This window comes from Streptomyces sp. NPDC093225 (assembly GCF_044753805.1).
In the GTDB taxonomy this organism is placed as follows: domain Bacteria; phylum Actinomycetota; class Actinomycetes; order Streptomycetales; family Streptomycetaceae; genus Streptomyces.
Genome location: NZ_JBIVNX010000027.1, coordinates 32,684 through 56,500, shown reverse-complemented (window position 1 = coordinate 56,500; position 23,817 = coordinate 32,684). Strand labels below are relative to the sequence as shown.

At 72.9% G+C, this 23,817-nt stretch carries 21 protein-coding genes; 2 read left to right on the top strand and 19 right to left on the bottom strand.

Features of this window, described 5'->3' with window-relative positions; all coding sequences use genetic code 11:
• Window positions 1-140 precede the first annotated feature (140 nt).
• Complete coding sequence (locus ACIQCH_RS23640) at window positions 141-938, bottom strand: carbon-nitrogen hydrolase family protein (protein WP_402583842.1); 798 nt, start codon at window positions 936-938, stop codon at window positions 141-143.
• A gap of 364 nt (window positions 939-1,302) precedes the next feature.
• Here ACIQCH_RS23640 and ACIQCH_RS23635 point away from each other — a divergent pair, with 364 nt between their 5' ends.
• A complete protein-coding gene (locus ACIQCH_RS23635; RefSeq protein ID WP_402583841.1) occupies window positions 1,303-1,884 on the top strand; it encodes a Repetin in 582 nt (193 codons plus the stop codon).
• A gap of 151 nt (window positions 1,885-2,035) precedes the next feature.
• Here the strand turns inward: ACIQCH_RS23635 and ACIQCH_RS23630 are convergent, their stop codons facing one another.
• Both ACIQCH_RS23630 and ACIQCH_RS23625 read right to left on the bottom strand, forming a co-directional pair.
• Window positions 2,036-2,491 carry an Lrp/AsnC family transcriptional regulator gene (locus ACIQCH_RS23630; protein ID WP_030199146.1) on the bottom strand — a complete coding sequence of 152 codons (456 nt, stop codon included), beginning with the start codon at window positions 2,489-2,491 and terminating at the stop codon, window positions 2,036-2,038.
• Window positions 2,492-2,501: 10 nt separating this feature from the next.
• Window positions 2,502-3,968, bottom strand: a complete 1,467-nt coding sequence (locus ACIQCH_RS23625) for an amino acid permease (protein WP_402583839.1) — start codon at window positions 3,966-3,968, stop codon at window positions 2,502-2,504.
• A 431-nt stretch (window positions 3,969-4,399) separates the two neighbouring features.
• Here ACIQCH_RS23625 and ACIQCH_RS23620 point away from each other — a divergent pair, with 431 nt between their 5' ends.
• Entirely contained in the window at window positions 4,400-5,404 is a 1,005-nt protein-coding gene (locus tag ACIQCH_RS23620; RefSeq protein ID WP_402583925.1) for a GDSL-type esterase/lipase family protein, read from the top strand.
• Between the two features lie 165 nt (window positions 5,405-5,569).
• On the opposite strand, the gene ACIQCH_RS23615 is transcribed toward ACIQCH_RS23620, so the two are convergent.
• The 16 genes from ACIQCH_RS23615 to ACIQCH_RS23540 all read right to left on the bottom strand — a co-directional run bounded on the left by ACIQCH_RS23615 (window position 5,570) and on the right by ACIQCH_RS23540 (window position 23,752).
• A complete protein-coding gene (locus ACIQCH_RS23615; protein ID WP_402583837.1) occupies window positions 5,570-6,637 on the bottom strand; it encodes a calcium-binding protein in 1,068 nt (355 codons plus the stop codon).
• A gap of 248 nt (window positions 6,638-6,885) precedes the next feature.
• Window positions 6,886-8,103 (bottom strand): hypothetical protein, encoded by a 1,218-nt coding sequence (locus ACIQCH_RS23610; RefSeq protein WP_402583836.1) that lies wholly within the window; start codon window positions 8,101-8,103, stop codon window positions 6,886-6,888.
• Window positions 8,104-8,217: 114 nt separating this feature from the next.
• A complete protein-coding gene (locus ACIQCH_RS23605; protein ID WP_402583834.1) occupies window positions 8,218-8,847 on the bottom strand; it encodes a GNAT family N-acetyltransferase in 630 nt (209 codons plus the stop codon).
• A 177-nt stretch (window positions 8,848-9,024) separates the two neighbouring features.
• Entirely contained in the window at window positions 9,025-10,473 is a 1,449-nt protein-coding gene (locus ACIQCH_RS23600; protein WP_402583924.1) for a GuaB1 family IMP dehydrogenase-related protein, read from the bottom strand.
• Window positions 10,474-10,606: 133 nt separating this feature from the next.
• Entirely contained in the window at window positions 10,607-11,785 is a 1,179-nt protein-coding gene (locus ACIQCH_RS23595) for an XdhC family protein (protein ID WP_402583832.1), read from the bottom strand.
• 12 nt (window positions 11,786-11,797) lie between these two features.
• Window positions 11,798-13,087 (bottom strand): IS701 family transposase, encoded by a 1,290-nt coding sequence (locus ACIQCH_RS23590; protein ID WP_402583830.1) that lies wholly within the window; start codon window positions 13,085-13,087, stop codon window positions 11,798-11,800.
• 72 nt (window positions 13,088-13,159) lie between these two features.
• Window positions 13,160-13,804, bottom strand: coding sequence for a TMEM175 family protein (locus tag ACIQCH_RS23585; RefSeq protein ID WP_402583828.1), 645 nt, complete (start codon window positions 13,802-13,804; stop codon window positions 13,160-13,162).
• Between the two features lie 84 nt (window positions 13,805-13,888).
• Window positions 13,889-14,230, bottom strand: a complete 342-nt coding sequence (locus ACIQCH_RS23580; protein ID WP_030199171.1) for a nuclear transport factor 2 family protein — start codon at window positions 14,228-14,230, stop codon at window positions 13,889-13,891.
• A gap of 1 nt (window position 14,231) precedes the next feature.
• Window positions 14,232-15,722, bottom strand: coding sequence for an ATP-binding protein (locus tag ACIQCH_RS23575; protein ID WP_402583826.1), 1,491 nt, complete (start codon window positions 15,720-15,722; stop codon window positions 14,232-14,234).
• Complete coding sequence (locus ACIQCH_RS23570) at window positions 15,719-16,993, bottom strand: MFS transporter (protein ID WP_402583824.1); 1,275 nt, start codon at window positions 16,991-16,993, stop codon at window positions 15,719-15,721. The genes ACIQCH_RS23575 and ACIQCH_RS23570 overlap by 4 nt, the downstream gene beginning before the upstream one ends.
• Window positions 16,994-17,034: 41 nt before the next feature.
• Entirely contained in the window at window positions 17,035-17,877 is an 843-nt protein-coding gene (locus tag ACIQCH_RS23565; RefSeq protein WP_402583822.1) for an FAD binding domain-containing protein, read from the bottom strand.
• Window positions 17,874-20,267 (bottom strand): xanthine dehydrogenase family protein molybdopterin-binding subunit, encoded by a 2,394-nt coding sequence (locus ACIQCH_RS23560; RefSeq protein WP_402583820.1) that lies wholly within the window; start codon window positions 20,265-20,267, stop codon window positions 17,874-17,876. Before ACIQCH_RS23560 ends, ACIQCH_RS23565 begins: the two co-directional genes overlap by 4 nt.
• A 6-nt stretch (window positions 20,268-20,273) precedes the next feature.
• A complete protein-coding gene (locus ACIQCH_RS23555; RefSeq protein WP_402583818.1) occupies window positions 20,274-20,807 on the bottom strand; it encodes a (2Fe-2S)-binding protein in 534 nt (177 codons plus the stop codon).
• 22 nt (window positions 20,808-20,829) lie between these two features.
• On the bottom strand, window positions 20,830-21,447 hold the full coding sequence (locus ACIQCH_RS23550) for an NADPH-dependent F420 reductase (protein WP_402583816.1): 618 nt from the start codon (window positions 21,445-21,447) through the stop codon (window positions 20,830-20,832).
• A gap of 15 nt (window positions 21,448-21,462) precedes the next feature.
• On the bottom strand, window positions 21,463-22,947 hold the full coding sequence (locus ACIQCH_RS23545; protein ID WP_402583814.1) for an aldehyde dehydrogenase family protein: 1,485 nt from the start codon (window positions 22,945-22,947) through the stop codon (window positions 21,463-21,465).
• A 67-nt stretch (window positions 22,948-23,014) separates the two neighbouring features.
• On the bottom strand, window positions 23,015-23,752 hold the full coding sequence (locus ACIQCH_RS23540; protein ID WP_402583813.1) for a type 1 glutamine amidotransferase domain-containing protein: 738 nt from the start codon (window positions 23,750-23,752) through the stop codon (window positions 23,015-23,017).
• Window positions 23,753-23,817 lie beyond the last annotated feature (65 nt).

The following is a 23,817-nucleotide window of genomic DNA, read 5'->3' as shown; positions in this document are numbered from 1 at the left end:
TACGACTCCTTGCGCGGGGGTGGTGTGGCAGGCGAGCGGTTCCGGCGCGAGGAGGGGGGCGCCGGGTCCGGATCCGGGGGCAGATCCGGGAGACCCTTGCGGAGCGGTCTCGGGGGCGGGATCCGGGGGGATCCGTCAGGTCAGAGGAGCGACTCGTAGAGTCCGGGGCGGCGGTCGCGCAGGTACGGGTTGTTCTCGCGCGAGGCCCGCAGCAGCTCCGGGTCCACCTCTCCGAGGACGAGCTCCTCGCCGCGGCCGGCCCGGGTCCGGGTGGTCCCGTCGGGGCTCGCCAGGCAGGACAGGCCGACGAACTCGAACTCGCCCTCGGGGCCGGTGCGGTTGACGTACGCGACGTACATCTGGCTCTCGAAGGCGCGGACCGGCACGAGGCTCTCGGCCACGAACTGGAACGGGTGCATCTGCGCGGTCGGCACCAGCAGCAGGTCGGTCCCGGCCAGCGCGTGGGCCCGTACGTTCTCCGGGAACTCCACGTCGTAGCAGATCAGGATGCCGATGGTCAGGCCCGCGTACTCGGCCTGCACGACCGGGGTGTCCCCCGGGGTGAAGCTCTCCTGCTCGAAGCAGCCGAAGAGGTGGGTCTTGCGGTAGTTCGCGAGCGACGTGCCCTCGGGGCCGATCAGCTGCGCGGAGTTGTAGACCGTGTCCCCGTCCCGCTCCGGGTAGCCGTACAGCACCGCCAGGCCGTGCCGGCGGGCGATGTCGCCGATGGCCCGCGCGGACATGCCGTCGACGGACTCGGCGAGCTTGGGGACGTCCTCGCCGATGGCGTAGCCGGTCAGGAACATCTCGGGGGCGACCAGCAGCCCGGCCCCGGCCGCGGCGGCGCGCTCGGCAGCCTCGTCGAGCGCCTTCAGGTTCTCGGCGACGTCGCCGAGTCTTCCGGAGCTCTGGAGGAGTGCGGTGCGCAGCGAAGACATGGGCGAACCTCTGGGGCGAGTGGGGGCGACTGGTACACCTGCGACGTCGGGAGCGTCTGGGACGGTCCGGCGCGTCTGGGGCGAAAGTCTGTTCCTGGGGGACTTCTAGACCGTACGGGTCACCGTTCGACCCGGACAAGGCGCCACCGTTGCGCGGCGCCGACCGATTCGTTGCGCGTTCACCGCCCCTTGCGGCGATTCGTTGCACGGTCCTGTCTCATCCGCCGGGTGGAGGGGGTCCCCGCCGTACGGGTGAGCGGATGGGTCCCGTGGTCCGATGTTGCCCGGACGGCGGACCGGAAGAGTAGGGGGCACCGGGGAGGAGCCCCGGGGATCACGCCCCTGACCTGCCGAAAGGGTCATCATGAACGCCATCCGCGCCCACCGCCGCACCCGTCTCGCCGCACTCGCCACCGCCCTCCTCCTCACGGCGGGCGCGGCCGGTTCGGCCGCCGCGGCGGCGGACAACGATTCGTCGGGGCACCGGCGCGAGGCGGCGGCGCTGACGGGTACCGCGAAGCTCTACCGGCCGGCGGGCGACGACATCACCTTCACCGTCGACGCGCACCTGGCCGCGAAGGACAACATGGACCCGCGCAAGGCCACCGGCACCTTCCACTTCAGCCACTACACGGGGACGTGGGGCGCCTCGGCCGACGTGAAGGTGGACTGCCTGGTCACCGGGGGCAACGTCGCCGTGGTGACCGGGATCGTGACCCGCGCGGACGGGGTCGCGGCCCCCGCGGTCGGCAAGCGGGTCGGGGTGACGGTGCACGACCTGGGCCGGCACGACCGGCTGGGCTACAGCTGGGCCGCCGTCGGCGTCCCGGGTGAGGGCGAGCCGCTGCCGTGCACCAGCTCGGCACCGTTCGAGAAGGTCAAGGCCGGCTCGGGCGACTGGAAGGTGCTGCCCTGGATCCCGGAGTACCCGCAGTCGAACGAGTAGGCCCCGTCGGACCCGGCCGGCCCGGGTACCCGGGACGCGTACGGCCCGGCCGGCCGGTACGCGTACGGCCCGGCCGGCCGCGGGTCGCGTGAGGGGGACGGGGGTCCCGTCACGCGCCCGGGCCGCCGGGCCGTACGGACGAGCGGGTCGGTCAGGCCGGGGAGCCCGACGAGAACCGCCGCAGCAGCGGCGAGAGCACCAGCACGGACTTGGTGCGCTCCACGAAGGGCTCGCCCGCGATCCGCTCCAGCACCCGCTCGAAGTGCCGCATGTCGGAGGCGAAGATCTGCACCAGGGCGTCCGCGTCGCCGGTCACGGTCGACGCGGACACCACCTCCGGGTACCGCTCCAGGCCGCGCCGGATGTCGTCCGGCGAGGTGTTGTGGCGGCAGTAGATCTCGATGAAGCCCTCGGTCTCCCAGCCCATGGCGGCGGGGTCGACGCGGACCGTGAAGCCGGTGATGGCCCCCTCCGCCCGCAGCCGGTCCACCCGTCGCTTGACGGCGGGGGCGGACAGCCCGACCTCGGAGCCGATGTCGGCGTAGGAGCGGCGGGCGTCCTCGGCGAGGGCGTGCACGATGCGTTCGTCGAGATCGTTCAGTCGCACTGCGGGTGGATCACTTCTCTGCGGTAGCCAGTTCCGATCGGCGGATGCCGTAGAGGAAGTAGACCACGAGGCCGACGGCCATCCAGCCACCGAACGCGATCCACGTGGCGGTCGGCAGGTTGTACATCATCCAGGCGCAGGCCATGAAGCCGGCGATCGGGGTGATCGGGAAGAGCGCCACCTTGAAGGTGCGGGGCATGTCCGGGCGGGTGCGGCGCAGGATCATGACGGCCACGTTGACCAGGGCGAAGGCGAAGAGCGTGCCGATGCTGGTGGCGTTGGCCAGCTCGCCGAGCGGGATGAAGGCCGCCAGCACGCCGCAGAAGATCGAGACGATCACGACGTTGGCGCGCGGGGCACCGGTCTTCTCGTCGACCTTGGCGAAGACCTTGGGGACCAGGCCGTCGCGGGACATCGCGAAGAGGATGCGGGTCTGGCCGTAGAGCACGGCGAAGACGACGGAGAAGATGGCGACGACGGCGCCGGCGGCCAGGACCACGCCCCAGAAGCTGTGGCCGGTGACGTCGGTCATGATCTTGGCGAGCGCCGCCTCGGTGCCCCCGAAGTCCTTCCACGGCATGGCGCCGACGGCGACGAAGGCGACCAGGACGTAGAGGATCGTGACGATGCCCAGCGACAGCATGATCGCGCGCGGCAGGTCCTTCTTCGGGTTCTTGGCCTCCTCACCGGCGGTGGAGGCGGCGTCGAAGCCGATGTAGGAGAAGAAGAGGGTGGACGCGGCGGCGCTGATGCCGGTGACGCCGAGCGGGGCCAGCGGGGTGTAGTTGCCGGCCTTGATGCCCATGACGCCGATGCCGATGAAGAGCAGCAGGGTGACGATCTTCACGCCGACCATGATCGAGTTGACCCGGGCGCTCTCCTTGGCGCCGCGCATCAGGAAGACCATCGAGAGCAGCACGACGACCAGCGACGGCAGGTTGATGTAACCGCCCTCGCCGAACGGCGCGGCCGCGAGCTTCTCGGGGATGGTGATGCCCAGGGTCCCGTCGAGGAGCTCGTTGAGGTACTCGCCCCAGCCGACGGCGACGGCCGCGACCGAGACGGCGTACTCCAGGACCAGGCACCAGCCGCAGATCCAGGCGATGAACTCGCCCATGGTGGCGTACGAGTAGGAGTACGAGGAGCCGGAGACCGGGACGGAGCCGGCCAGCTCGGCGTAGGACAGGGCCGAGAACAGCGCGGTCAGACCGGCGACGACGAACGAGATCGTCACGGCCGGGCCGGCCTTGGGAGCGGCCTCGCCGAGCACGACGAAGATGCCGGTGCCCAGGGTGGCGCCGATGCTGATCATCGTCAGCTGCCACATGGTGAGGGAGCGCTTCAGCGCACCGCCCTCGCCCTGGCCGCCCTCGGCGACCAAGCGCTCGACCGGCTTGCGCCGGAGGAGCGGGTTGCCGCCGAGCCGCGAGGGCGCGGTGGCAGGGGAGGCGGGGGGCGCCTGGCCGTGGTCCAGCACGGAGGGACTCCTTGTTCGTCGCGGATCGGGGAAGGCGTCGACCGCGGCGGTCCGGAGCAGAGCAGTGCCTGGTCAGGCAGGAGCTAGGGGGACCGCCGAGCAGGCGGTCTCGCCACTCCACGTACAGCGAGTGAGCCTACGAGCAGCTGGTAACCGCCCGTAATGCACCATCCTTGCATATTGACGCACGATCATTGCGCACATCTGTCCAGGATGGGTGTTTGTTGCACGCAGGTGAAAGATCACTGCGCGGTAACGCTCTGCGACCGAACTTGACGGTTCGTCAGATCTGGCGGATGGTGTGCCCGCCCGAAGGGCTCGGAAGGGGTGGCGCGGGGGCCCGCGCGGGGCAGTCTTGGGAGGGGTGCGGCGGTGCGGCGGGGGTACCGGCAGGGGGCCGGTACCGGCGATCGGAGGCGGGGCGAGTGGCGATGGGCGTGCACGCGGGCGAATGGCTGGATCCGGTCCCCTTCCTCCGCGGGGTGGCCTGGCGGGACGGCGGCCGCGCGCTGCGGGCGGACCCGGCGGACACCGAGCGGCTGCCGTGGGACACCGGGGAGCGGGCCACGCTGCCGATCGGGGTGCGGCTGGAGTTCACGGCGCCGCGGGCGCACGCGGTGGAGATCAGCTACCGGGCGACCGTGCCCGGGCCCACGGACGCGCTGCGCGACCTGGCGCACGGGTTCGCGTTGTGGAACCGGTCGGGTCCCCTGTCGGAGGTGTTCACCGAGCCCGCGCCCGAGGCCGTGCTGCGCATCGAACTCCCGCCCGGCTCGGGGCCGTTCACGATCCACCCGCCGGAGACCCAGTCGCCGCTCATCCTCGGGCTGCGCGGCGTCGGCGGTCCGCTGCTGCCCGCGCCGGCGGCCCCGCGGTGGGTGGTGCACGGCGACTCGATCACCGAGGGCTGGTGGTCGACGCGGCCGGCGCACGGCTGGACCGCGGTGGCCGGCCGCGCGCTCGGCGTCGACACCGTCAACCTCGGCTACGCGGGGGCGGCGCGCGGGGAGTTGGTGGTGGCCGAGCAGCTCGCGTCCCTACCCGCGGACGTGCTGACGCTCGCCTTCGGCACCAACTGCTGGTCGCGGGTGCCGTTCTCGGCACCCCTGCTGTACGAGACCACGCGGGCGTTCCTGGAACTGGTGCGGCAGGGGCATCCGCAGACCCCGCTCCTGCTGGTCTCCCCCGTCCTGCGGCCCGGGGCGGAGGCCGTCCCGAACAAGCTCGGTGCGACGCTGGCGGAGCTGCGGGCCGCGATGGAGCGGGCCGTCCGGGAGCGGATCCTCGCCGGTGACCGCCGGCTGGCGGTGCTCCCGGGCCTGCCCCTGCTCCGCCCCGAGCACCTGGCCGACGGGCTGCACCCCAACGACGCCGGGCACGCGGCCCTCGGCGCCGCGGTGGCGCGGTCGCTCCGGGAGGAGGGCTTCGTGGGGTAGGCCCGTCTCCAGGGTCCTGCGTGCCCGCACCGCTCCCTCGGCTACCGTCCGGGACGGCGTTCCGCAGGCGGGCGCGGCGTCGCCGGCAGTACCCCGTCACGGCCCTCGCCGGGCCCGTCGCCGTGCAGCACGGCGACGGGCCCGGCGACGACCCCTGCCGGGTGCCTACGGGACACCGACGACCGTCTCGCAGTGCACTGCGGTGTCACCCGTGCCGGCTTCGCCGTCGCAGTCGTCGGTCTGCTGCCCGCCGTCGAGGCGGTCGTCGCCCGGGCCTGCTCGCAACGCGTCGTCCCCGGCACCGCCGTCGAGGTGGTCCCGCCCGCCGGCAGTGCCGACGGTCCTGGTGCCGTCGACGTCGGTGTTGTCGCCGAAGAGGACGTCGTTCCCGCCCCTTCCGTCGATCCGGTCCCTGCCGGCGTCGGAGGAGTCGTCCGCGGCGCTGTCGCCGATGAGCAGTTCGGCTCCGGACCCGCCGAGGATCCGGTCGTCGCCCGCGCCGGTCGCCGTGGCTCCCGGCGTGAACGTGTTGTGGTCTCCGACGACGAAGTACCCGCCGTCCGCGCCGAGGTCCAGGGTGTCGTCCCCGCTCCCGTCGGCGCCGAGGGCCGCGTTGCCGTCTCCCGTCAGCGTGTCCAGGAGACCCGGGCCGGCGAGGAGGGTGTCATCGCCCGCACCCGTGGCGCGGCCGGAGAACGTGGTGCTGTCTCCCGCGATGCGGTCGTCGCCGAGTCCGCCCTCGATCCGGTCGCGGCCACCTCCCGAGACGTCGCCGTCGATGGCCAGGCTGTCGCCGGTGGCGGCGTCGTCACCCGGCCCGAGGAGCAGGAGGTCGTTGCCCCCGCCGTGGGCGTCGCCGCTCGCGGTGCGCACGTCGCCGACGGTGATGTCGTCGCCGGGACCGGCATCGATCCGGTCGTCGCCGAGCCCCCCGATGAGCAGGTCCTTCCCGTCGAGGCCGCAGATCCGGTCGTTGCCGCCCTTGCCGTCGACGGTGTCCTCCCCGGGAGAGCCGATGATGACGTCGTCGCCCGGCGTTCCGTCGACGATGCCCGCGCCCGTGATCGTCGCCGGGCGGCCGAAGCACGTCGGCTGGGCGGGGCCGGCGGCGACCGTGGGGACGGTCAGCACGAGCAGTGCCGCGGTGACCAGGCCGGTGGTGAGCGCCTGTCGGGGTGCCGGACGGTGGAACCCCTCCCTCGGACACGGCAGGGGAAAGGACTGCAAGGGCATGCGAAACCTCCGACTGCTGGCTGGAACGTGCGGTGCGGCGCTGTACCGATGGCGGCATGAGGGCCCCGCGCGTCCTGCGGACGGCGCGGCTCCGGCTTCGGTCCAACTCCGCATGGGGATGCGATGGGGAACACATCGGGTGGTTCGGGCGGGTGTGCGCGGCGCACGCCCCGCGTCCGGGTGAGAGCCCTTCCGACTCGGGTCGCCGGCCGGCCCGTGCGTCCCGGCGGCGGGGGCCGACCCGCGGCTCAGCGGCAGGGCACCGGCACCCCGCGGCCGTCGGCCGGTGCGCAGGGAAGCCGCCGCGCGGGACGCACGGGGCGGTGGGCCGCCCGGCCCGGGGCGTGGGCCTTGGCCTTGGCGAGGGCCAGGGCCGGGACGGGAGCCCGGGTCGGGAGCCGGCCCGGGTCGAAGGCCCGGGTCGAGGGCCGGGCCGGGGCGTGAGCCGGGGCGGCGGCGTACGGGCCGGCGGCGGGCCCCGGCAGGGCCTGGAGGCGGCCGACGGCGTTGCCGATCAGTTCGGTGAACCAGATGTTCCGGTCGGGGCCGGTGGCGATGTTGAAGGGCACCGTGTCCGCACCGCCCGCCACGGGGAACTCGGTGATCCGCCCGTAGGGGGTGATCCGGCCGATGTAGCCGGACTGGTCGGCGTACCACATGTTCCCGTCGGGTCCGCGGGTGATCCCGTCGGCTCCGCCGTCCTGGTGCGGCCGCAGGTAGAGGGTGACCGTGCCGGACGGGCTGATCCGCCCGATCCGGTCGGAGGCCGTGAACCACATCCCGCCGGGGCCGGAGGCGATGTCGGAGGGGAACTCGTAGCCGGTGGGCAGCGCGAACTCGGTCACGGTGCCGGACCGGTCGACCCGGCCGATCTTGCCGGCGATGATCTCGGTGAACCACACCGAGCCGTCGGGGGCCGCCGCGACGTGGTACGGGTAGGCGTCCGGCGTGGGGATCGGGTACGAGACGGCACGGCCGCTCGTCGTGATGCGCCCGATGGAGTTCGTACCCCCGTCGGCGAACCACAGCGCCCGGTCGGCCCCGCGGGTGATCCCCAGCGGGTACGCGCCGGCCCAGGGCAGCGGGAACTCGGTGACCCGGCCCTTCGTGGTGATCCGCCCGATCACGCCGGCGACCCCCTCGCTGAACCAGAGCGCGCCGTCGGGACCCTCGGTGATGTCGAACGGGAAGCCGTCCGCGGTGGGCAGGGCGTAGTCGGTCACGTCGCCGCGGGTGGTGATGCGCCCGATCCGGCCCACGCCGGACTCGGTGAACCACAGCGCGCCGTCCGGTCCCGCGGTGATGCCGGCGGGGAAGCCGTCGGCGACGGTGGTGATCGGGAACTCCGTGACGTCCCCCACGTCGGCCCGGGCGGGCGCGGTGGCGGCCGTCACCGCGAGCACTGCGCCGAGGGCCGTGGTGAGCAGGCGGTGGAGACGTCGTCGGGCGGTGGGCGCGTGCGGCATGGACCGACCCCTTCCGGGTGGCGGCAGGCAGGGCGACAGGTGACGGGTTATCAGCTGCGCCCCGTCCCCGTCCGCGCACACGCCCGGTCGCCGCGCCCCAACCCCCCGACTGCCCTACGGCGTCGCGCCCGAACCCCCCGACGTGCCGCGGCGGCCCGGCCCGCACCCGGACCGTCGCACTCCGTCGGCGGCCGTCCGCACGTGCAGGTGCCCCTCGGTGCGGAAGGCGGGTGGATACGGGGGGAGCACCGAGTCGAGACCGTACCCGCTCTTCTCGGCGACACGGCAGGACGCCGCGTTGCCGGACGCATGGATCAGATGCAGCCGGTCCAGACGCATGCCGGTCCGGGGACCGAGCGCCCAGCGCGAGACGGCGTCGAGGGCGCGGGGGGCGACTCCCCGGCCCCTGGCCCCCGCCGAGGTCCAGTAGCCGACTTCCGCCGGGTCCTGCGGACGGCTCCCGCGCTTGAGCGCGACATGGCCGATGGGCGGGCCCGCCCCCGTCCGCCCGTCCCCGCACTCCAGCACGGCGAAGCTGAAGCGGGTCCCCGCGCTCCACCCCGCGCCCTGGTCGACGATCCACCGGCGCGCCTGGTCCTCGCCGTCGAGGTGCGTGGCGAGCCAGGTCTGCAGGAGGGGGTCGCGGTGCGCCGCGAGGAGCGCTTCGACGTCCTCAGGTGACCAGGGCCGCAGCACCAGACCGGGTGATGACGGAGTGGGATCCACCGACAGAGTGACGACCACGTTCCCCCCTCGGGCGCTCGACGGTGATCCACAACCTAGGTCAAGGGGCCGTGCGGGGGAAAACGCGCCGCGCCGGCGGAACCCGACGGAGGGCTCCGCCGGCGCGGCGGGTGGAACGGGTCGGGCCCGGAACGTCGGGACCGGGTCGGGGGCGGGAGCCCCCGCGGGCCGGGAGCGTCAGCTCCAGGAGGCGTGGAGGGGCTTGCCCTCGGCGTAGCCCGCGGCGGACTGGATGCCCACCACGGCCTTCTCCTCGAACTCCGCCAGGGAGCCCGCACCGGCGTAGGTGCAGGACGAGCGGACACCGGCGATGATCGAGTCGATCAGGTCCTCGACGCCGGGACGGGTCGGGTCGAGGAACATGCGCGAGGTGGAGATGCCCTCCTCGAACAGCGCCTTGCGGGCGCGGTCGTACGCCGACTCGTCCGAGGTCCGGTTGCGCACCGCGCGCGCGGACGCCATGCCGAAGGACTCCTTGTAGAGGCGGCCGTCGGCGGCCTGCTGGAGGTCGCCCGGGGACTCGTACGTACCGGCGAACCAGGAGCCGATCATCACGTTCGACGCACCGGCGGCCAGGGCCATCGCCACGTCGCGCGGGTGGCGGACGCCGCCGTCGGCCCACACGTGCTTGCCGTACTTCTTGGCCTCGGCCGCGCACTCCAGCACTGCGGAGAACTGCGGGCGGCCCACGCCGGTCATCATGCGGGTGGTGCACATGGCGCCGGGGCCGACACCGACCTTGATGATGTCCGCGCCGGCCTCGACGAGGTCCTTGACGCCCTCGGCGGCGACGATGTTGCCGGCCACGATCGGGACCTGCGGGTCCAGTGCGCGGACCAGCTTGATCGCCTCGATCATCTTCTCCTGGTGGCCGTGCGCGGTGTCGATCACGAGCACGTCCGCGCCCGCGTCGAGGAGCTGCTTGGCCTTGCCCGCCACGTCGCCGTTGATGCCGACCGCGGCCGCGATGCGCAGCTTGCCGTCCGCGTCCACCGCCGGGCTGTACAGGGTCGCGCGCAGCGCGCCCTTGCGGGTCAGGATGCCGACGAGCTTTCCGTCCGCGTCGACGGCCGGGGCCAGCTTGCGGTGGCCGGCGTCGAGGGTGGTGAAGGCCTCGCGCGGGTCGATGTCGGCGTCGATGAGCAGCAGCTCCCTCGACATGACCTCGGAGAGCTGGGTGAAGCGGTCGACGCCGGACAGGTCGTGCTCGGTGACGACGCCGATCGGGCGGTGCTGGTCGTCGACGACGACGCCCGCGCCGTGGGCGCGCTTGGGCAGCAGCGACAGCGCGTCGGCCACCGTCTGGGTCGGGGCCAGGACGATCGGGGTGTCGAGCACGTGGTGCCGGGTCTTGACCCACGCGATGACGTCGGTGACGACCTCGATCGGGATGTCCTGCGGGATGACCACGAGACCGCCGCGGCGGGCGACCGTCTCGGCCATGCGGCGGCCGGCGATCGCGGTCATGTTGGCGACCACGAGCGGGATGGTCGTGCCGGTGCCGTCGGGCGCGGAGAGGTCGACGCCCTGGCGGGAGCCGACCGCGGAGCGGCTCGGCACCATGAATACGTCGTCGTACGTCAGGTCGTACGGCGGCTTGAGGTCATTGAGGAAACGCACGTGCAGACATCCCAGTCGTTCGGAGGTACCTCGACAGGACGACAGCCGAGGCAAACGCACGTACTTCATTCTCCCATGTCCGGACCTTTACGACTCCCGGGACGATCGTCCAGGACATACCGGGCCGCCTGGTCCTTTCCTACGGGACTGTGGTCCTCGCCGGCCCCACCGGCCCCGTGGAACCCACGGTTCCCGGCCGTCGGTGGATGGGCCGCCGGGTCCCGGTCAGCGGCCCTCCGGAGGCCCCGTGCCGGGCGGCGACGATCTCCGCGGCGATGGACAGGGCGGTCTCCTCGGCCGTGGCCGCGCCGAGGTCCAGCCCGATGGGCGAGCGCAGCCGGGCCAGCGCCCGGGGGCCGACCCCCTCCTCGCGCAGCCGGGCCAGCCGCTCGGTGTGGGTACGGCGCGAGCCCATGGCCCCCACGTACCCGACCGGCAGGCGCAGGGCCAGCTCCAGCAGCGGTACGTCGAACTTGGCGTCGTGCGTCAGGACGCAGACGGCGGTACGGGCGTCCAGCCGGCCCGCTTCGGCCTCGACGGCCAGGTAGCGGTGCGGCCAGTCGACCACCACCTCGTCCGCCCCGGGGAACCGCTCGGGCGTGGCGAACACCGGCCGGGCGTCGCACACGGTCACCCGGTAGCCGAGGAAGGAGCCGGCCCGGGCCAGCGCGGCGGCGAAGTCGATGGCGCCGAAGACCAGCAGCCGGGCCGGATCCGCCGCGGACTCCACCAGGAGGGTGAGCGGCTCCCCGCACAGGCCCCCCGCGCTGCCGAGCTCCGCGGTGGCGGTGCGGCCCGCCAGCAGCAGGGCGTGGGCGCACTCGGCCGCGGTGCGGTCCAGCGCGGCGGGTCCGCCGAGGTCGCCCTCGTACGAGCCGTCGGCGCGCACGGCCAGGGCGCGGCCGAGCTGCCCGGGCGGGCCGGTGACGACGCGGGCCAGCGCGGCCCGGCCGCCGCGCGCCGCGGTGTCCAGTACGGCGCCCAGCACGGGCCGTACCGGGTCGGCCCCGCGCACCGGCGTGACCAGCACGTCCAGCACTCCCCCGCAGGTCAGGCCGACCGCGAAGGCGTCGTCGTCGCTGTAGCCGAAGCGGTGCAGGCCCGGCTCCCCGGAGGCGATGGCGTCGAGGCACAGCTCGTGCACCGCGCTCTCGACGCAGCCGCCCGAGACGCTGCCCAGGGCGGTGCCCCGGTCGTCGACGGCCAGCGAGGCGCCGGGGCCGCGGGGCGCGCTGCCGCTGACGGCGACCACGGTGGCCAGGGCGAACTCCCGCCGGGCCGCACACCACGCGCGTAGCTCGGAGGCGATGTCCAGCATCGGCCGGCCCCCTCAGCGGATGTACTCGTGGCGGGAGGCCCGCCCGGGGTTCAGGGGGCGCCGGGGCGGCGGCACGGGCGCGGGTCGCGGGGTGCCGTAGCGGCCGTCGTCGTGCGCGGCGGGCCGGGCCTGCCCCTCGTGGGGGCGGCGGGTGGCCAGCAGGGTCGCGGCGTGGGCGACGCTGGCGAGGGTGGCGTGGTGGTGCCAGCCGCGGAAGGAGCGGCCTTCGAAGTCGCGGATGCCGACCGGCTCGCAGATGTCGGTGAAGTCGAGCTGGACGCGGTCGGTGAGCTTGGCGAGCAGGAAGAGCTGGGCGAGCGGCCGGTCGCCGATGTTGGTGAGCCAGAACTCGGTGGGCAGCAGGGCGGTCTCGGTCCAGGCGCCCATGAGGAGCAGCGGCGGGTGTGCCGGTGGGCCGGGCCGGTCCTCGTGGTGGGCGCCGAGGACGGTGGCCGAGGTCAGCAGGGTGACCGCGCCCTCGCCCCGGCCGTGCCGGGTCCACTCGACGACCCGGCGCTGGGAGCGCAGGGAGTCGATGAGCTCGCGGGCCGGGGCGACGTACGGGCCGGGCCGTTGGCGGCCGGCCGCGCCGAAGGCCACCGGCAGGGAGCCGTCGACCTTGAGGACGAAGGGGATGTCCTGTGCGCACAACGCGTCGACGCTGCGCGGCAGTTCGGTGTTGGACAGGTCCATCACCACGGGTCGGCGCTGGAGCTGCCAGGTGGCGGCCATGCGCTGGACGGCGTGGACGGCGTCCTGGGAGGGGGTCAGGGAGCGGGCGGTGTCCGGGATGCCGGCGCGCCGCCTGCGCAGGAGTTCGCTGGTCCACGGACCGGGGAGGGTGAGGGTCCATTCGACCGGGAAGCTGGCCTGGCTGGACGCGAGCCATATCCCGCTGGCCTGCTGGCAGTTGGCCGTGCGGCCGAGCTGGGGGACGAACTGGCGGCCGACACCGACGGAGCGGTCGCCGGCCTTCTCGATGACCATGGGGCGCACGACCCAGGCCAGCGGCCGCTGGGCGGTGCGTTCGAGGTACTGCGCGAGGGAGCGCCGTACCGGCGCCCAGTCCCAGGGGGACTTGCTGATGAACTGCTGGAGGCTCTGCTCCACGGAGCTCGCGCCGGCTCCGGCGATATTGCGGATGGTCTTCTTTCCGGTGGTGGAAACAAGGCCGTTGAGGTATACGCGGGCCCAGTTCCGCTGGTCCCGCCGGGGTAATGACTCGAAGAACAAGGAAATCAGTACGTCGATTAATTCGGAGACTTCCTTCGAGGATTCCTCCGGCAGGACTCCGCGAGCCATCTGCGCCTCCCCCGCCCAGATCTAGATCCAATACCCTACTTGACCGATTAGCCCGCCCGTAGGCCCCGGCGACTACTTCATGAGGTCGACTTCGCTTTCGAGCCGCTCTTCTCCCACCACGAGCGGGATGGGCAACTGGTTCGCCGCGTAGTAGATCGCGATGACCCCGTGTGCGACCAGTGTGGCGGTGGCGGAGAAGAAGGACAGGACGACAGTGAAGGGGTACGCGATCGCCCCCAGGCCGAACCGCATCCGGGTGGCACGGGCCCCGCCCTTGTCCACCCGTTCGTGGAACAGGTGGCCGACGCGGGTGACGTACCACCAGAAGCCGAGGAACGCGAGGGCGTAGACGACGGTCCACGAACTGTAGAGGATCGCCGCGGCGTTGGCCGATTCCGGGTCCTTGAGGTGCTCGGCCAGGACCGAGGTGGTCCACGGGATCACCGAGACCACCATGAGGAGCATGAGGTTCAGGAAGAGCAGGGGGCGGTCGACACGCTTGAGGTGACTGAAGATGGTGTGGTGGTTGACCCACATCACCCCGATCACGAGGAAACTGACCACGTACGCGGCGTAATGCGGCCATTGATGACCCAGTGCGGGCCAGAGCTCGTCGCCGCCGTGCTCCGGGACCTTGATCTCGAGGACCAGAATGGTGATGACAATCGCGAACACACCGTCACTGAAAGCCTCGACGCGGTTGGTCTCCTGCTCCATGGACCATCCTTTTAATTGTCGTCCGAGTATGCGGGGAAGGCGGCTCGGCCGCCGTCCCCGCACACGCTACCCAGAAGTTCGCGGTCAGCTGCCGAATCCCGCGGTCTGGCGCCAGATCCGGCCATCGCGGACGACGAGTGTCCCGAACGCGTGCTCCGGTTCGCCGTTCAGGTTCATGATCGCCCGGTAGAAGATGGTGTCGTCGGTCTCGATGTACTCCTGGAGTTCGACGAGAGTCGGCTTCAGCGTCAGATATCCGGTGAACGTCTCGCGTACGGCCTTCGCCCCGGTGGACACCCCCTCGAAGCGGAGCAGCACCGCGTCGTCCGTGTAGTTCGCCATCACCGCGTCGATGTCGAGCGCGGCCAGCGCGTCCATCTGGCGGCGGAACACCGGGTGCAGCTTCTCGATCTCGTACTTCGGCATCTCAACTCCCTGTCTGAGGTGTCACGTTGGGATCGGACGACGGGTTCGTCGCGAGGGGCAGGCGCACGGTCATGCGGGTGTCGCCCGGCGCCGAGCGCGCGGTGAGCGAGCCGCGGTGCCGCTGGGTCACGATCCGGTAGCTCAGGTGCAGCCCCAGGCCGGTCCCCTTGCCCACGTCCTTGGTGGTGTAGAAGGGCTCGAAGATGCGGGGCAGCACGTCCTCGGGGATCCCGCGGCCGCTGTCCTGGACCTCGACGACCATGCAGCCGCCCTCGGTGCGGGCGCGCAGGGTCAGGGTGCCGGCCCCGTCCATGGCGTCGACCGCGTTGTCGACGAGGTTGGTCCACACCTGGTTGAGCTCGCTGGGGTAGCCGGTGAGCTCGGGCAGGTGGTCCTCGTAGGCGCGGACGACGGTGACGGCGGAGAGCTTGGAGCGCAGCACGACGAGGGTGTTCTCGAGCCCGTCGGTGACGGAGAACCGCTGCTCGGGGGCGCGGTCGAGGTTGGCGTAGTCCCGGGTGGCGGCCACCAGCTGGGAGATCCGGGGGCCGGCGGCCCGCAGCTCGGCGGCCAGCGACCGGGTCTCCAGCAGGGCCGCGAGGTGGTCGAGGGCGGCCGGCAGGGCCGGCTCGGAGACCCCTTCGAGGCGCTCCAGCAGCCAGCCGAGCTCCAGTCCGAGGTCGGCGATGCCGGCGGCGAGCAGACCGGGGCGTTCGGCGCCGGTCTCCTCGGCCCAGTCGGCCACCTCCTCCTCGGCGTCGGCCTGGGCGAGCGGGTCGCTGGTGGCGGGCGGCGGGACCTTGTCGAGCTCGTCGGCGAGCCGGTCGAGCACGGCCCGCTCCGACCCGCCGGCCACGGCGCCCCAGCCGTGCGCGGTGCGGGTGAGCCGGTCGAGGGCGGGCCCGAGCTCCTGGGCGGCCCTGGCCACGGCGGCGGCCGGGTTGTTCAGCTCGTGGGCGAGGCCGGCCGCGAGGGTGCCGAGGGCTTCGACGGTGGCCCGTTTGCGGGCCTGCACCTCGGAGGACTTGATGCGCCAGGCCAGGACGGGCAGCAGGACGGCCGCCACGCCGTGGCAGCGGGTGAGCATCTCGTAGAAGACGGCCTTGGGGTAGCTGACGACGGTGGTCGCGGGCCCCGAGGCGGCGGCGGTGGCGACGTACGCGCCGTCGGTGAGCAGGGGCAGCTCGCCGGTGAAGCGGTGGGCGGCGGAGGGCTTGCCGTCGTGGGAGTCGGCGCTCTCCTCCTCGGTGGAGTGGCGGGTGAGGACCTCCTCGCGGCCGTCGACCACCTTGGTGACGACCAGGCCGCCGGAGAGCAGCACGTGGAAGTCGGTGGCCGGGTCGCCGTCGTGGAAGAGGGCCTCCCCGTCGGACAGCACCCGGGGCTGCGAGACGGAGACGAGCCAGTCGAGCTGCTCCTCGGTGAGGCCGGCGAAGAGTTCCAGCGCGACCAGGGTGGTGCGCAGCCGCCGCGGGGTCATGGCCTCCCTCACGTCGCGCCTCCTTCCGCCGTGCGGGTCGTGGTGCCCCGGGCGCCGAGCCGTACGGTGGCCAGCAGCGCCACCACGCAGACGGCCGCCACCGCCGCCATGAAGCCGACGGAGGTGCGGTGCAGGCCGTGGACGTTGGTCAGGACGCCGGCCAGCACGGCGGGGACGCTCATGGCGAGGTATGCGAACACGTAGACGGCGGCGGTGAGTTCACCGCGTCGGGCCGGGTCGGCCAGGGCGCTCAGGGCCCGGAAGGCGCCGAGGAACGCGGCCCCCCAGCCGCTGCCGAGGACGGCGGTGGCGACCAGGAACAGGGCGGCCGAGCCCGCCGCGAGGGAGAGCAGGACCAGACCGAGGCCGGCGAGCAGCAGGAGCAGCCCCACGATCGCGGTGCGCAGGGCGGCGACCCGGCCGAGCAGGAGCTGCGCGCCGGTGGCGGCGCCGGCGAGCAGGGCCACGGTGGCGCCGCCGACGAGGTAGTTGGCGCTCTTGATGAGCGACAGGGCCAGGTGCGGCCCGAGCGAGAGGTAGAAGCCGCCGACGGACCAGACGGCGACGATGGTGAGGACCAGCACGGCGAACCGCCCGCGCACCTCGGCGGGCACCCGGATGCGGTGCGGGGCCACCCGGAGCGGGCCGCCGGCCCCGGGGGCGCTCTCGCCCATCCGGAACACCCCGACCAGCGAGAGGGCGAAGGCCCCGACCAGCAGCAGGTAGCTGAGCGCGGTCGGGGCGGGCGCGTACTGCACGAGCGCGCCCGCCCCGATGCCGCCGAGTCCGATGCCGATGGTCGGGCCCGCGCTGTTGACCTGCGCCCCGAGGGCGGGCCGCGAGCGCGGGGCGAGCTCCAGCAGGGCGGCGCCCATGGCCCCGGTGGCCAGTCCCACCGCGAACCCCTGGACGGCCCGGGCGGCGAGCAGCCAGGCCAGGCCCTGGGCGCCGGCGAACAGCAGCATCGACACGATGGCGAGGACGAGTCCGGCGGTGAGCACCGGCCGTCTGCCCACGGTGTCGGAGAGCGAGCCGAAGACCAGCAGTCCGATGAGCACGGTGACCGCGTAGACGGCGAACACCACCGTGATCATCCCGGAGGACAGGTCCCATCTCTCCTGGTAGAGCACGTACAGCGCGGAGGGTACGGAGGAGGAGAGCATCAGCAGCACGAGGACCGCGCCGACCACCCAGAAGCCGGAGCCTCCGGATGTGCTCGCCGGTCGCGGGGCGCGGTGCTGCCGTACCCCGTGGGTCTGGTGGTTGGACGTGTCGCTGGCCACTGGTGCTCACTCCCCCGTGTGCGGGCCTGGGCGGGTACGGGTCACGTACTGTTCGCGAGGTGCTGCGCCCTCTTCAGGGCGCGTGCGGTGAGCACCCCGGCGAGGTGGCCGAGGTACTCGGCCGAGGTGCCGCGGCCGGGTGTGAACCGGTCGCGGGGCTCGGCGCGGAAGGCGGCGAGGACCGCCTCGGTGCCGAGGTCGGTGCCGCGCAGCCGGTCCTCGACGCCGCGCAGCCGGACCGGCCGGGCGGTGGCGCCGGTGACTGCGATCCGCAGGCCGGCCGGGCCGACGCGGACCGCGACGGCGCACACCGGGTAGCGGGTGGCGCGGTCGGCGGTCTTCACGAAGGCGCCGGCGCGGGCCGGCGGTACGGTCAGGGCGGTGACGACGGAGCCGGTGGGCGCACCGGTGGCGGCGAACTCCTCGGCGGGCACCGAGCGGCGGCCGGCGGGGCCGGCGATCAGCACCCGGGCGTCGGCGGCGATGGCGGCGGCGGGCAGGTCCGTGGCCCGGCCGCGGGCGGCGAGGTTGCCGCCCACGGTGCCGAGGTTGCGGACCTGCGGGTCGCCGTTGGCCCGGGCGGCCTGGGCGAGGGCGGGTGCCTCGTCCAGGACCCGGCGGTCGGCGGCGAGTTCGGCGAGCGTGGTGGCGGCGCCGATGCGCAGCGAGCCGTTCTCGGTGCGCCGGATGCCGCGCAGTTCCTCCAGGCGGCGTACGTCGACCAGAAGGGCGGAGCCGGGCTCGAGGACGGTGTCGCCGGTGCGCAGGTCGACGAGCAGGCTCTGGCCGCCGGCCAGCACCACGGCGCGGGAACCGGTGCCGAGCAGTTCCAGGGCCTGGGCCAGGGTGCCGGGCCGGACGTAGTCGAAGTCGGTGAGGATCACTGCGCCTCTCCCTGCATCCGGCGCCAGACCTTCTCCGGCGTGAGCGGCATGTCGATGTGCTGTACGCCCAGGTCGGAGAGGGCGTCGACGACCGCGTTGACCACGGCTGCGGCGGGCGGCACGGTGGCGATCTCGCCGGCGCCCTTGGCCCCCAGCACGTTGTGCGGGGTGGGCGTGACGGTCTTGTCGAGGGCGAAGAACGGCGCGTCGGCGGCCCGCGGGAGGGCGTAGCTGCGCAGGTCGCTGCTGACCAGGACGCCCTGGTCGTCGTAGACGGCGGCCTCCATGAGGGCCTGGCCGAGGCCGTGCAGGATGCTGCCCTCGATCTGGCCCTCGACGACCTTGGGGTTGCCGATGTTGCCGGCGTCGTCGACGGCGGTGTAGGCCACCACCTCGGTCTCGCCGGTGAGTTCGTCCACCTCGACGACGGCGACGTGGGTGCCGAACGGGTAGTTGAAGTCCGGCGGGTCGAAGTGGGTGGTCTCGTCGATGGCGGGCTCGATCTCCGGAGGCAGGTTCCAGCCGTACCAGAGGGCCATGGCGAGGTCGGCGAAGGCCTTGCCGTTCTCGGGGTTCGCGCGCTCGAAGACGCGGCCGTCCTCGTAGACGACCTGCTCCTCGGGGAGGTTCATCAGGGCGGCGCCGGCCCGGCGCATCTTCTCCTTGACCTTGCCGGCGGTGAGGGCGACGGAGGGGCCGGCCATGCTGAAGGAGCGGCTGCCGTAGGTGCCCTGGCCGTAGGGGGCCTTGAGGGTGTCGCCCTCGAGGACCTGCACCTGCTCCGGGTCGATGCCGAGGACGTCGGCGGCCACCTGGGCGAAGACGGTGCCGTGGCTCTGGCCGGTGGAGGCCGAGCCGACGGTCAGCGTGACCTCGCCGGTGGGGTGGACGCGGATGTTGGAGCTCTCCCACGTGCCGCCGAGCATGCCCTCCTGGGACATCCGGGTGGAGGGGCCGACGCCGCAGATGGCGACGTACGTGGCCAGGCCGACGCCGAGGCGCTTGCCGCGGCCGCGGGCCTCCTCCTTGCGGGCGGGCACGTCGGCGTAGCCGGCCAGGGCCAGGGCCTTGTCGAAGTTCTCCTGGTAGTTGCCGGAGTCGTAGGTCCAGCCGAGGCCGTTGTCGTACGGGAACTTCTCCGCCGGGACCAGGTTCCTGCGGCGGACGGCCGCCGGGTCCTGGCCGATCTCGGCGGCGTAGCGGTCGACCAGGCGCTCCATGAGGAACGCGGCCTCGGCGCGGCCGCTGCCGCGCTGGGCGCCGAGCGGCACGGTGTTGGTGAAGGCGGCGTACACCTCGCAGAAGGCGGCGTCGACGTCGTACATGCCGGTGATGGAGCGGCCCATTAGGGCGGTGGCGACACCGGGGCCGATGGTGGAGGGGTAGGCGCCGAGGTTGGCGTAGCTGGTGCAGCGCACGGCGGTGATGCGGCCGTCGCGGGTGCCGGCCAGGGTGACGTGCTGGCGGTGGTCGCGGCCCTGGACGGTGGAGTTCATCAGGCCGGTGCGGGTGTCGACCCACTTGACGGGGCGGCCCAGCGCCTTGGCGAGCTTGAGCACCAGCGCCATGTCCGGGTACAGGTAGCCCTTGGTGCCGAAGCTGCCGCCGACGGTGGGCGCGACGACCCGGAGCTTGTTGAACGGGATGCCGAGGACCAGGGCGGCCAGCAGGAAGCGGTGGTTGTGCGGGCCCTGGGTGGAGGCGTGCAGGGTGTACTCGCCGGTGGCCGCGTCGTACTCGCCCACCGCGCCGCGCGGCTCCAGGGGGCTGTTGATGGTGCGCTGGTTGACGAGGTCGAGCTCCACCACGACCTCGGCCTCGGCGATGGCGCGGTCGGTGCGCTCCTGGTCGCCGCAGGTCCAGTACGCGTTGAGGTTGCCGGGTACGGCCTCGTGGAGCTGCGGGGCGCCCTCCGCCAGGGCGTGGTCGGCCCGGGTGACCACGGGAAGCGGCTCGTACTCGACGGCGATGGCGCGCAGCGCCGCGTGGGCCTGCTTGGGCGTCTCGGCGACCACGACGGCGATGGCGTCGCCGACGTGGCGGACGGCGTCGCCGGTCAGGACGGGGCGGGCGCCGGGCAGTCCGTACGGGTGCGGCGGGAAGTGGCTCTCCACTCCGCCGGGGATCCAGATGCAGGGCAGCGGCATGACGTCCTGGAAGTCGGCGGCGGTGGCCACCTTGAGGACGCCGGGCATCTGCTCGGCGGCCTTGGTGTCGATGCCGAGGATGCGCGCGTGGGCGCGGTCGCTGCCGAGGATGGCCATGTGCGCCATGCGGGGCAGTTCGATGTCGGCGACGTACCTGGCCTGGCCGCGCAGGAGCTGCGGGTCCTCACGGCTGTCGAGCGGCGCGCCGAGCGGTCGGGTGTGGTCCCCCACCACGGTGGTCATCTCTCGTCATCCCTCCGTCGTGGCGGCCGGTCTGGACAGTGCGGCCGCGGGCTCCGCGGCGGCGCCGGGGGCCGCGGCGGCGCAGGCGCGCTGCACGCCGCGGACGACGCTGTGGTAGCCGGTGCAGCGGCACAGGTTGCCGGTCAGCCATTCGCGGATCTCGGGCTCGGTGGGGGCGGGCCCGCCCCGGCTGTCGTCGAGGAGCTCGCCCAGGGACATGACCATGCCCGGGGTGCAGAACCCGCACTGGGTGCCGTGCTCCTGGCGCAGCGCCTCCTGCAGGCCGGTGAGTTCCCCGTCGGCGGCGGCGACGCCCTCGATGGTGGCGACCGCGCAGCCGTCGGCCTGGACGGTCAGGACGAGGCAGCTCTTGACGGAGCGGCCGTCGAGCCGGACCACGCAGGTGCCGCACTGGCCGGTGTCGCAGCCGACCTTGGTGCCGGTGAGGCCGAGACCGTCGCGCAGCCGCTCGACGAGCAGCTCGTTGGGTTCGGCCGGAAATCGCTCCGGCACGCCGTTGACGTTCAGTTCGACATTCATGACCACGCCCCTTCGCTTGCTTTCACCGCGCGCCGATTGCGGTGCGGGCCTGCTGTTCCGTGAGCGTCCGGTTGAAAAGCGGACCACCGGGCTGTTGGAGAATTCCGCCCGTGTGGAGTGAACCGGTGTCGACGGGTGCGAATCCCAGGTCGCGGATGATTCCGGCGACGATTTCCTTGGCCTCGGCGTCGTCGCCCGACACGTAGTGGGCGAGCGGCGGTCCGGCGGCGGTGCCGGCCGTGGCCAGGGTCTGGAAGTGCATGGTGTTGAGGGATTTCACCAGTCGTGCGCCGGGGTACCAGTCGGCGACGAGCTCACTGGAGCCGCGGGGGCCGAGGTCGCGGGGCTCGCCCCGGCCGGTGAAGGCGTTCATGGCGTCGACCACGAGTCGGTCCTTCACGGCCGGGGCGGGCAGCAGGCCCCGTGCGCTGTCGAACGGCACCATCAGCACCAGGAGGTCGGCCGCGCGGGCGGCGTCCTCCGGCTGGGCCGCGCGGGCGGCCGGACCTAATGCCGCGACCAGCGGGGCCAGGGAGGCCGGGCCGCTCGCGTTGGCCAGGACCGTGTGGTGACCCGCGTCGGTGAGGATCCGGGCCAGCGTGGAGCCGATCCGCCCGGTGCCGATGATGCCGATGTCCATGCGCTCGTGTGCTCCTCAGCTCATGCCGATCCAGACCGACTTGGTCTGGGTGTAGCTTTCGAGGGACTCGGGGCCGCACTCGCGGCCGAACCCGGAGGCCTTGTAGCCGCCGTAGGGCACCGAGGGGTCGTACTGGTTGTAGCAGTTGACCCACACGGTGCCGGCCTTGATCTGCGAGGCGACGCGGTGCGCCCGCTTGAGGTCCCGGGTGTGCACGCCCGCGGCGAGCCCGTAGGCGCTGTCGTTGGCGATGCGGACGGCGTCCTCCTCGGTGTCGAAGGGGATGATGCCGAGCACGGGACCGAAGATCTCCTCCTGCGCGATGCGCATGGAGTTGTCCACCCCGGTGAAGACGGTGGGCAGGAAGTACAGCCCCTCCGACGAGGCCCCCTCGGGGGTCCAGCCGGTGCCGCCGGTGCGCAGGGTGGCGCCTTCCTTCTGGCCGATCTCGATGTACGAGCTGACCTTCTCGAACTGGCCGCGGTGGGCCAGCGGGCCGAACAGGGTGGCCGGATCCCGCGGGTCGCCGGGCTTGAGGGCGGCGGCGCGGGAGACCAGGCGCTCGACCATCTCGTCGTGGATCTGGCGCTGCAGCAGCAGCCGGGAGCCGGCGGTGCAGATCTCGCCCTTGTTGTAGTAGATGCCGAAGAACGCGAGCTCCTCGGCGAGGTCGAGGTCGGCGTCGGCGAAGACGATGTTGGCGGACTTGCCGCCGAGCTCCATCGTGACCTTCTTCAGGGTGCCGGCGGACTTGCGGATGATGCTCTGGCCGACGGCCGTGGAGCCGGTGAAGGCGATCTTGTCGATGCCGGGGTGGTCGGTCAGGGTCTCGCCGAGCTCCACGCCGGGCCCGGTGACGACGTTGAGCACGCCGTCCGGGATCTCCGCCTCCTGGAACAGCTCCGCGATCTTCAGCGCGGTGAGCGGGGTGGCCGGGGAGGGCTTGTGGACCACGGTGTTGCCCGCGGCCAGGGCCGGGGCGATCTTCGTCATGGACAGCAGCAGCGGGAAGTTGAACGGGGTGATCGCGCAGACCACGCCGAGCGGTTCGCGCAGGGTGTACGCCAGCTGTCCGCCGGCCGGGGTGCGGGAGGCGCCGTCGACGCGGGTGACGGCGCCGGCGTAGTAGTGCATGAGCTGCGCGGCCATCGGGGCGTCGACCGTGCTGGAGAACGCGAACGGCTTGCCCATGTCCACGGTCTCCAGCAGGGCGATCTCCTCCAGGTCGCGCTCGATGAGCTCACCGACCCGGTTCAGCCTGAGTGCGCGCTCCTGGGCGGAGAGTCTGCTCCAGGGACCCTCTTCGTAGGCGGTGCGGGCCGCTGCCACGGCGGCGTCGGCGTCCGCGGCGGTGGCCTGCGCCACCGGCACGATCTCCTGTCCGTCGATGGGGCTGAGGTCCGGCTCGGTGCGGCCGTCGGCCGCGTCCCGCCATTGCCCGCCGATGAACAGCTTCCCCGGGTTCGCCAGGGGCTGGTCGCTGAGCGCGCGCTTGGTCATGGCTGCCTTCCGGTGTCGGTGGGGGGTGCGGATGCCCCGACGGGCCCGGGCCTGCCCCGGGACCCGTTCACGCGCCGAGCTGCGCTAAGAACGTCTCGGCGAGGGCCTTGGAGGAGTAAGGGTTCTGGCCGGTGGTGAGGTTGCGGTCCACCACGACGTGGGAGTCCCAGATCTTCTCGGCCTTCTCGTACCGGGCGCCGAGACGGGTGAGCTCCACCTCGAGGATGAGGGGCAGTCGGCCGGCCATGTTGGTGACGAGCTCCTCGCTGTGCGAGAAGGCGGTCATCCGGTAGCCCTCGAAGGGCCACCGGCCCTCGCCGTCGCGGAGCGCGAGCAGGGAGGTGTGGCCGTGGCAGACGGTGGCGATCTTCTTGTCCTGGGCGATGGCCCAGCGCAGCAGCTGGGCGAGCTCGTCGGACTTGGGCAGGTCGCCGATGGCGCCGTGCCCGCCGCTCACGTAGATGCCGTCGTAGCCGGCGACGTCCTTCTCGCCGAGGGTCTCCAGCGCAATCGGGCTCCGGAGCTGCGACGTGCTGCCGATGACGCGTACGTACTCCGCGGCGTTGGCCGCGTCGTCGTCCGCGGAGCCCTCGGGGCGCACCCACTTGAGGAAGTTCGGGTCGATGCTGGTCTGGTCGACCGTGGGAGCCTGGCCCCCGATCGTCGCCACGTCGACGGTGTGGCCCGCGGCGCGGAAGAGCTGGTAGGGAACGACGAATTCCTCGGCCCAGAATCCGGAGGGGTGGAGTTCCCCGTCCAGGAGGTGGAGCGTGGCCTTGGCCGTCATGACGACGAGTATCTTCATGACTCTTTCTCCTCTTTCTGGAGTGGTGCCGATTCAACACGTCCCGCTGGGGGCGCGCGAGAGTG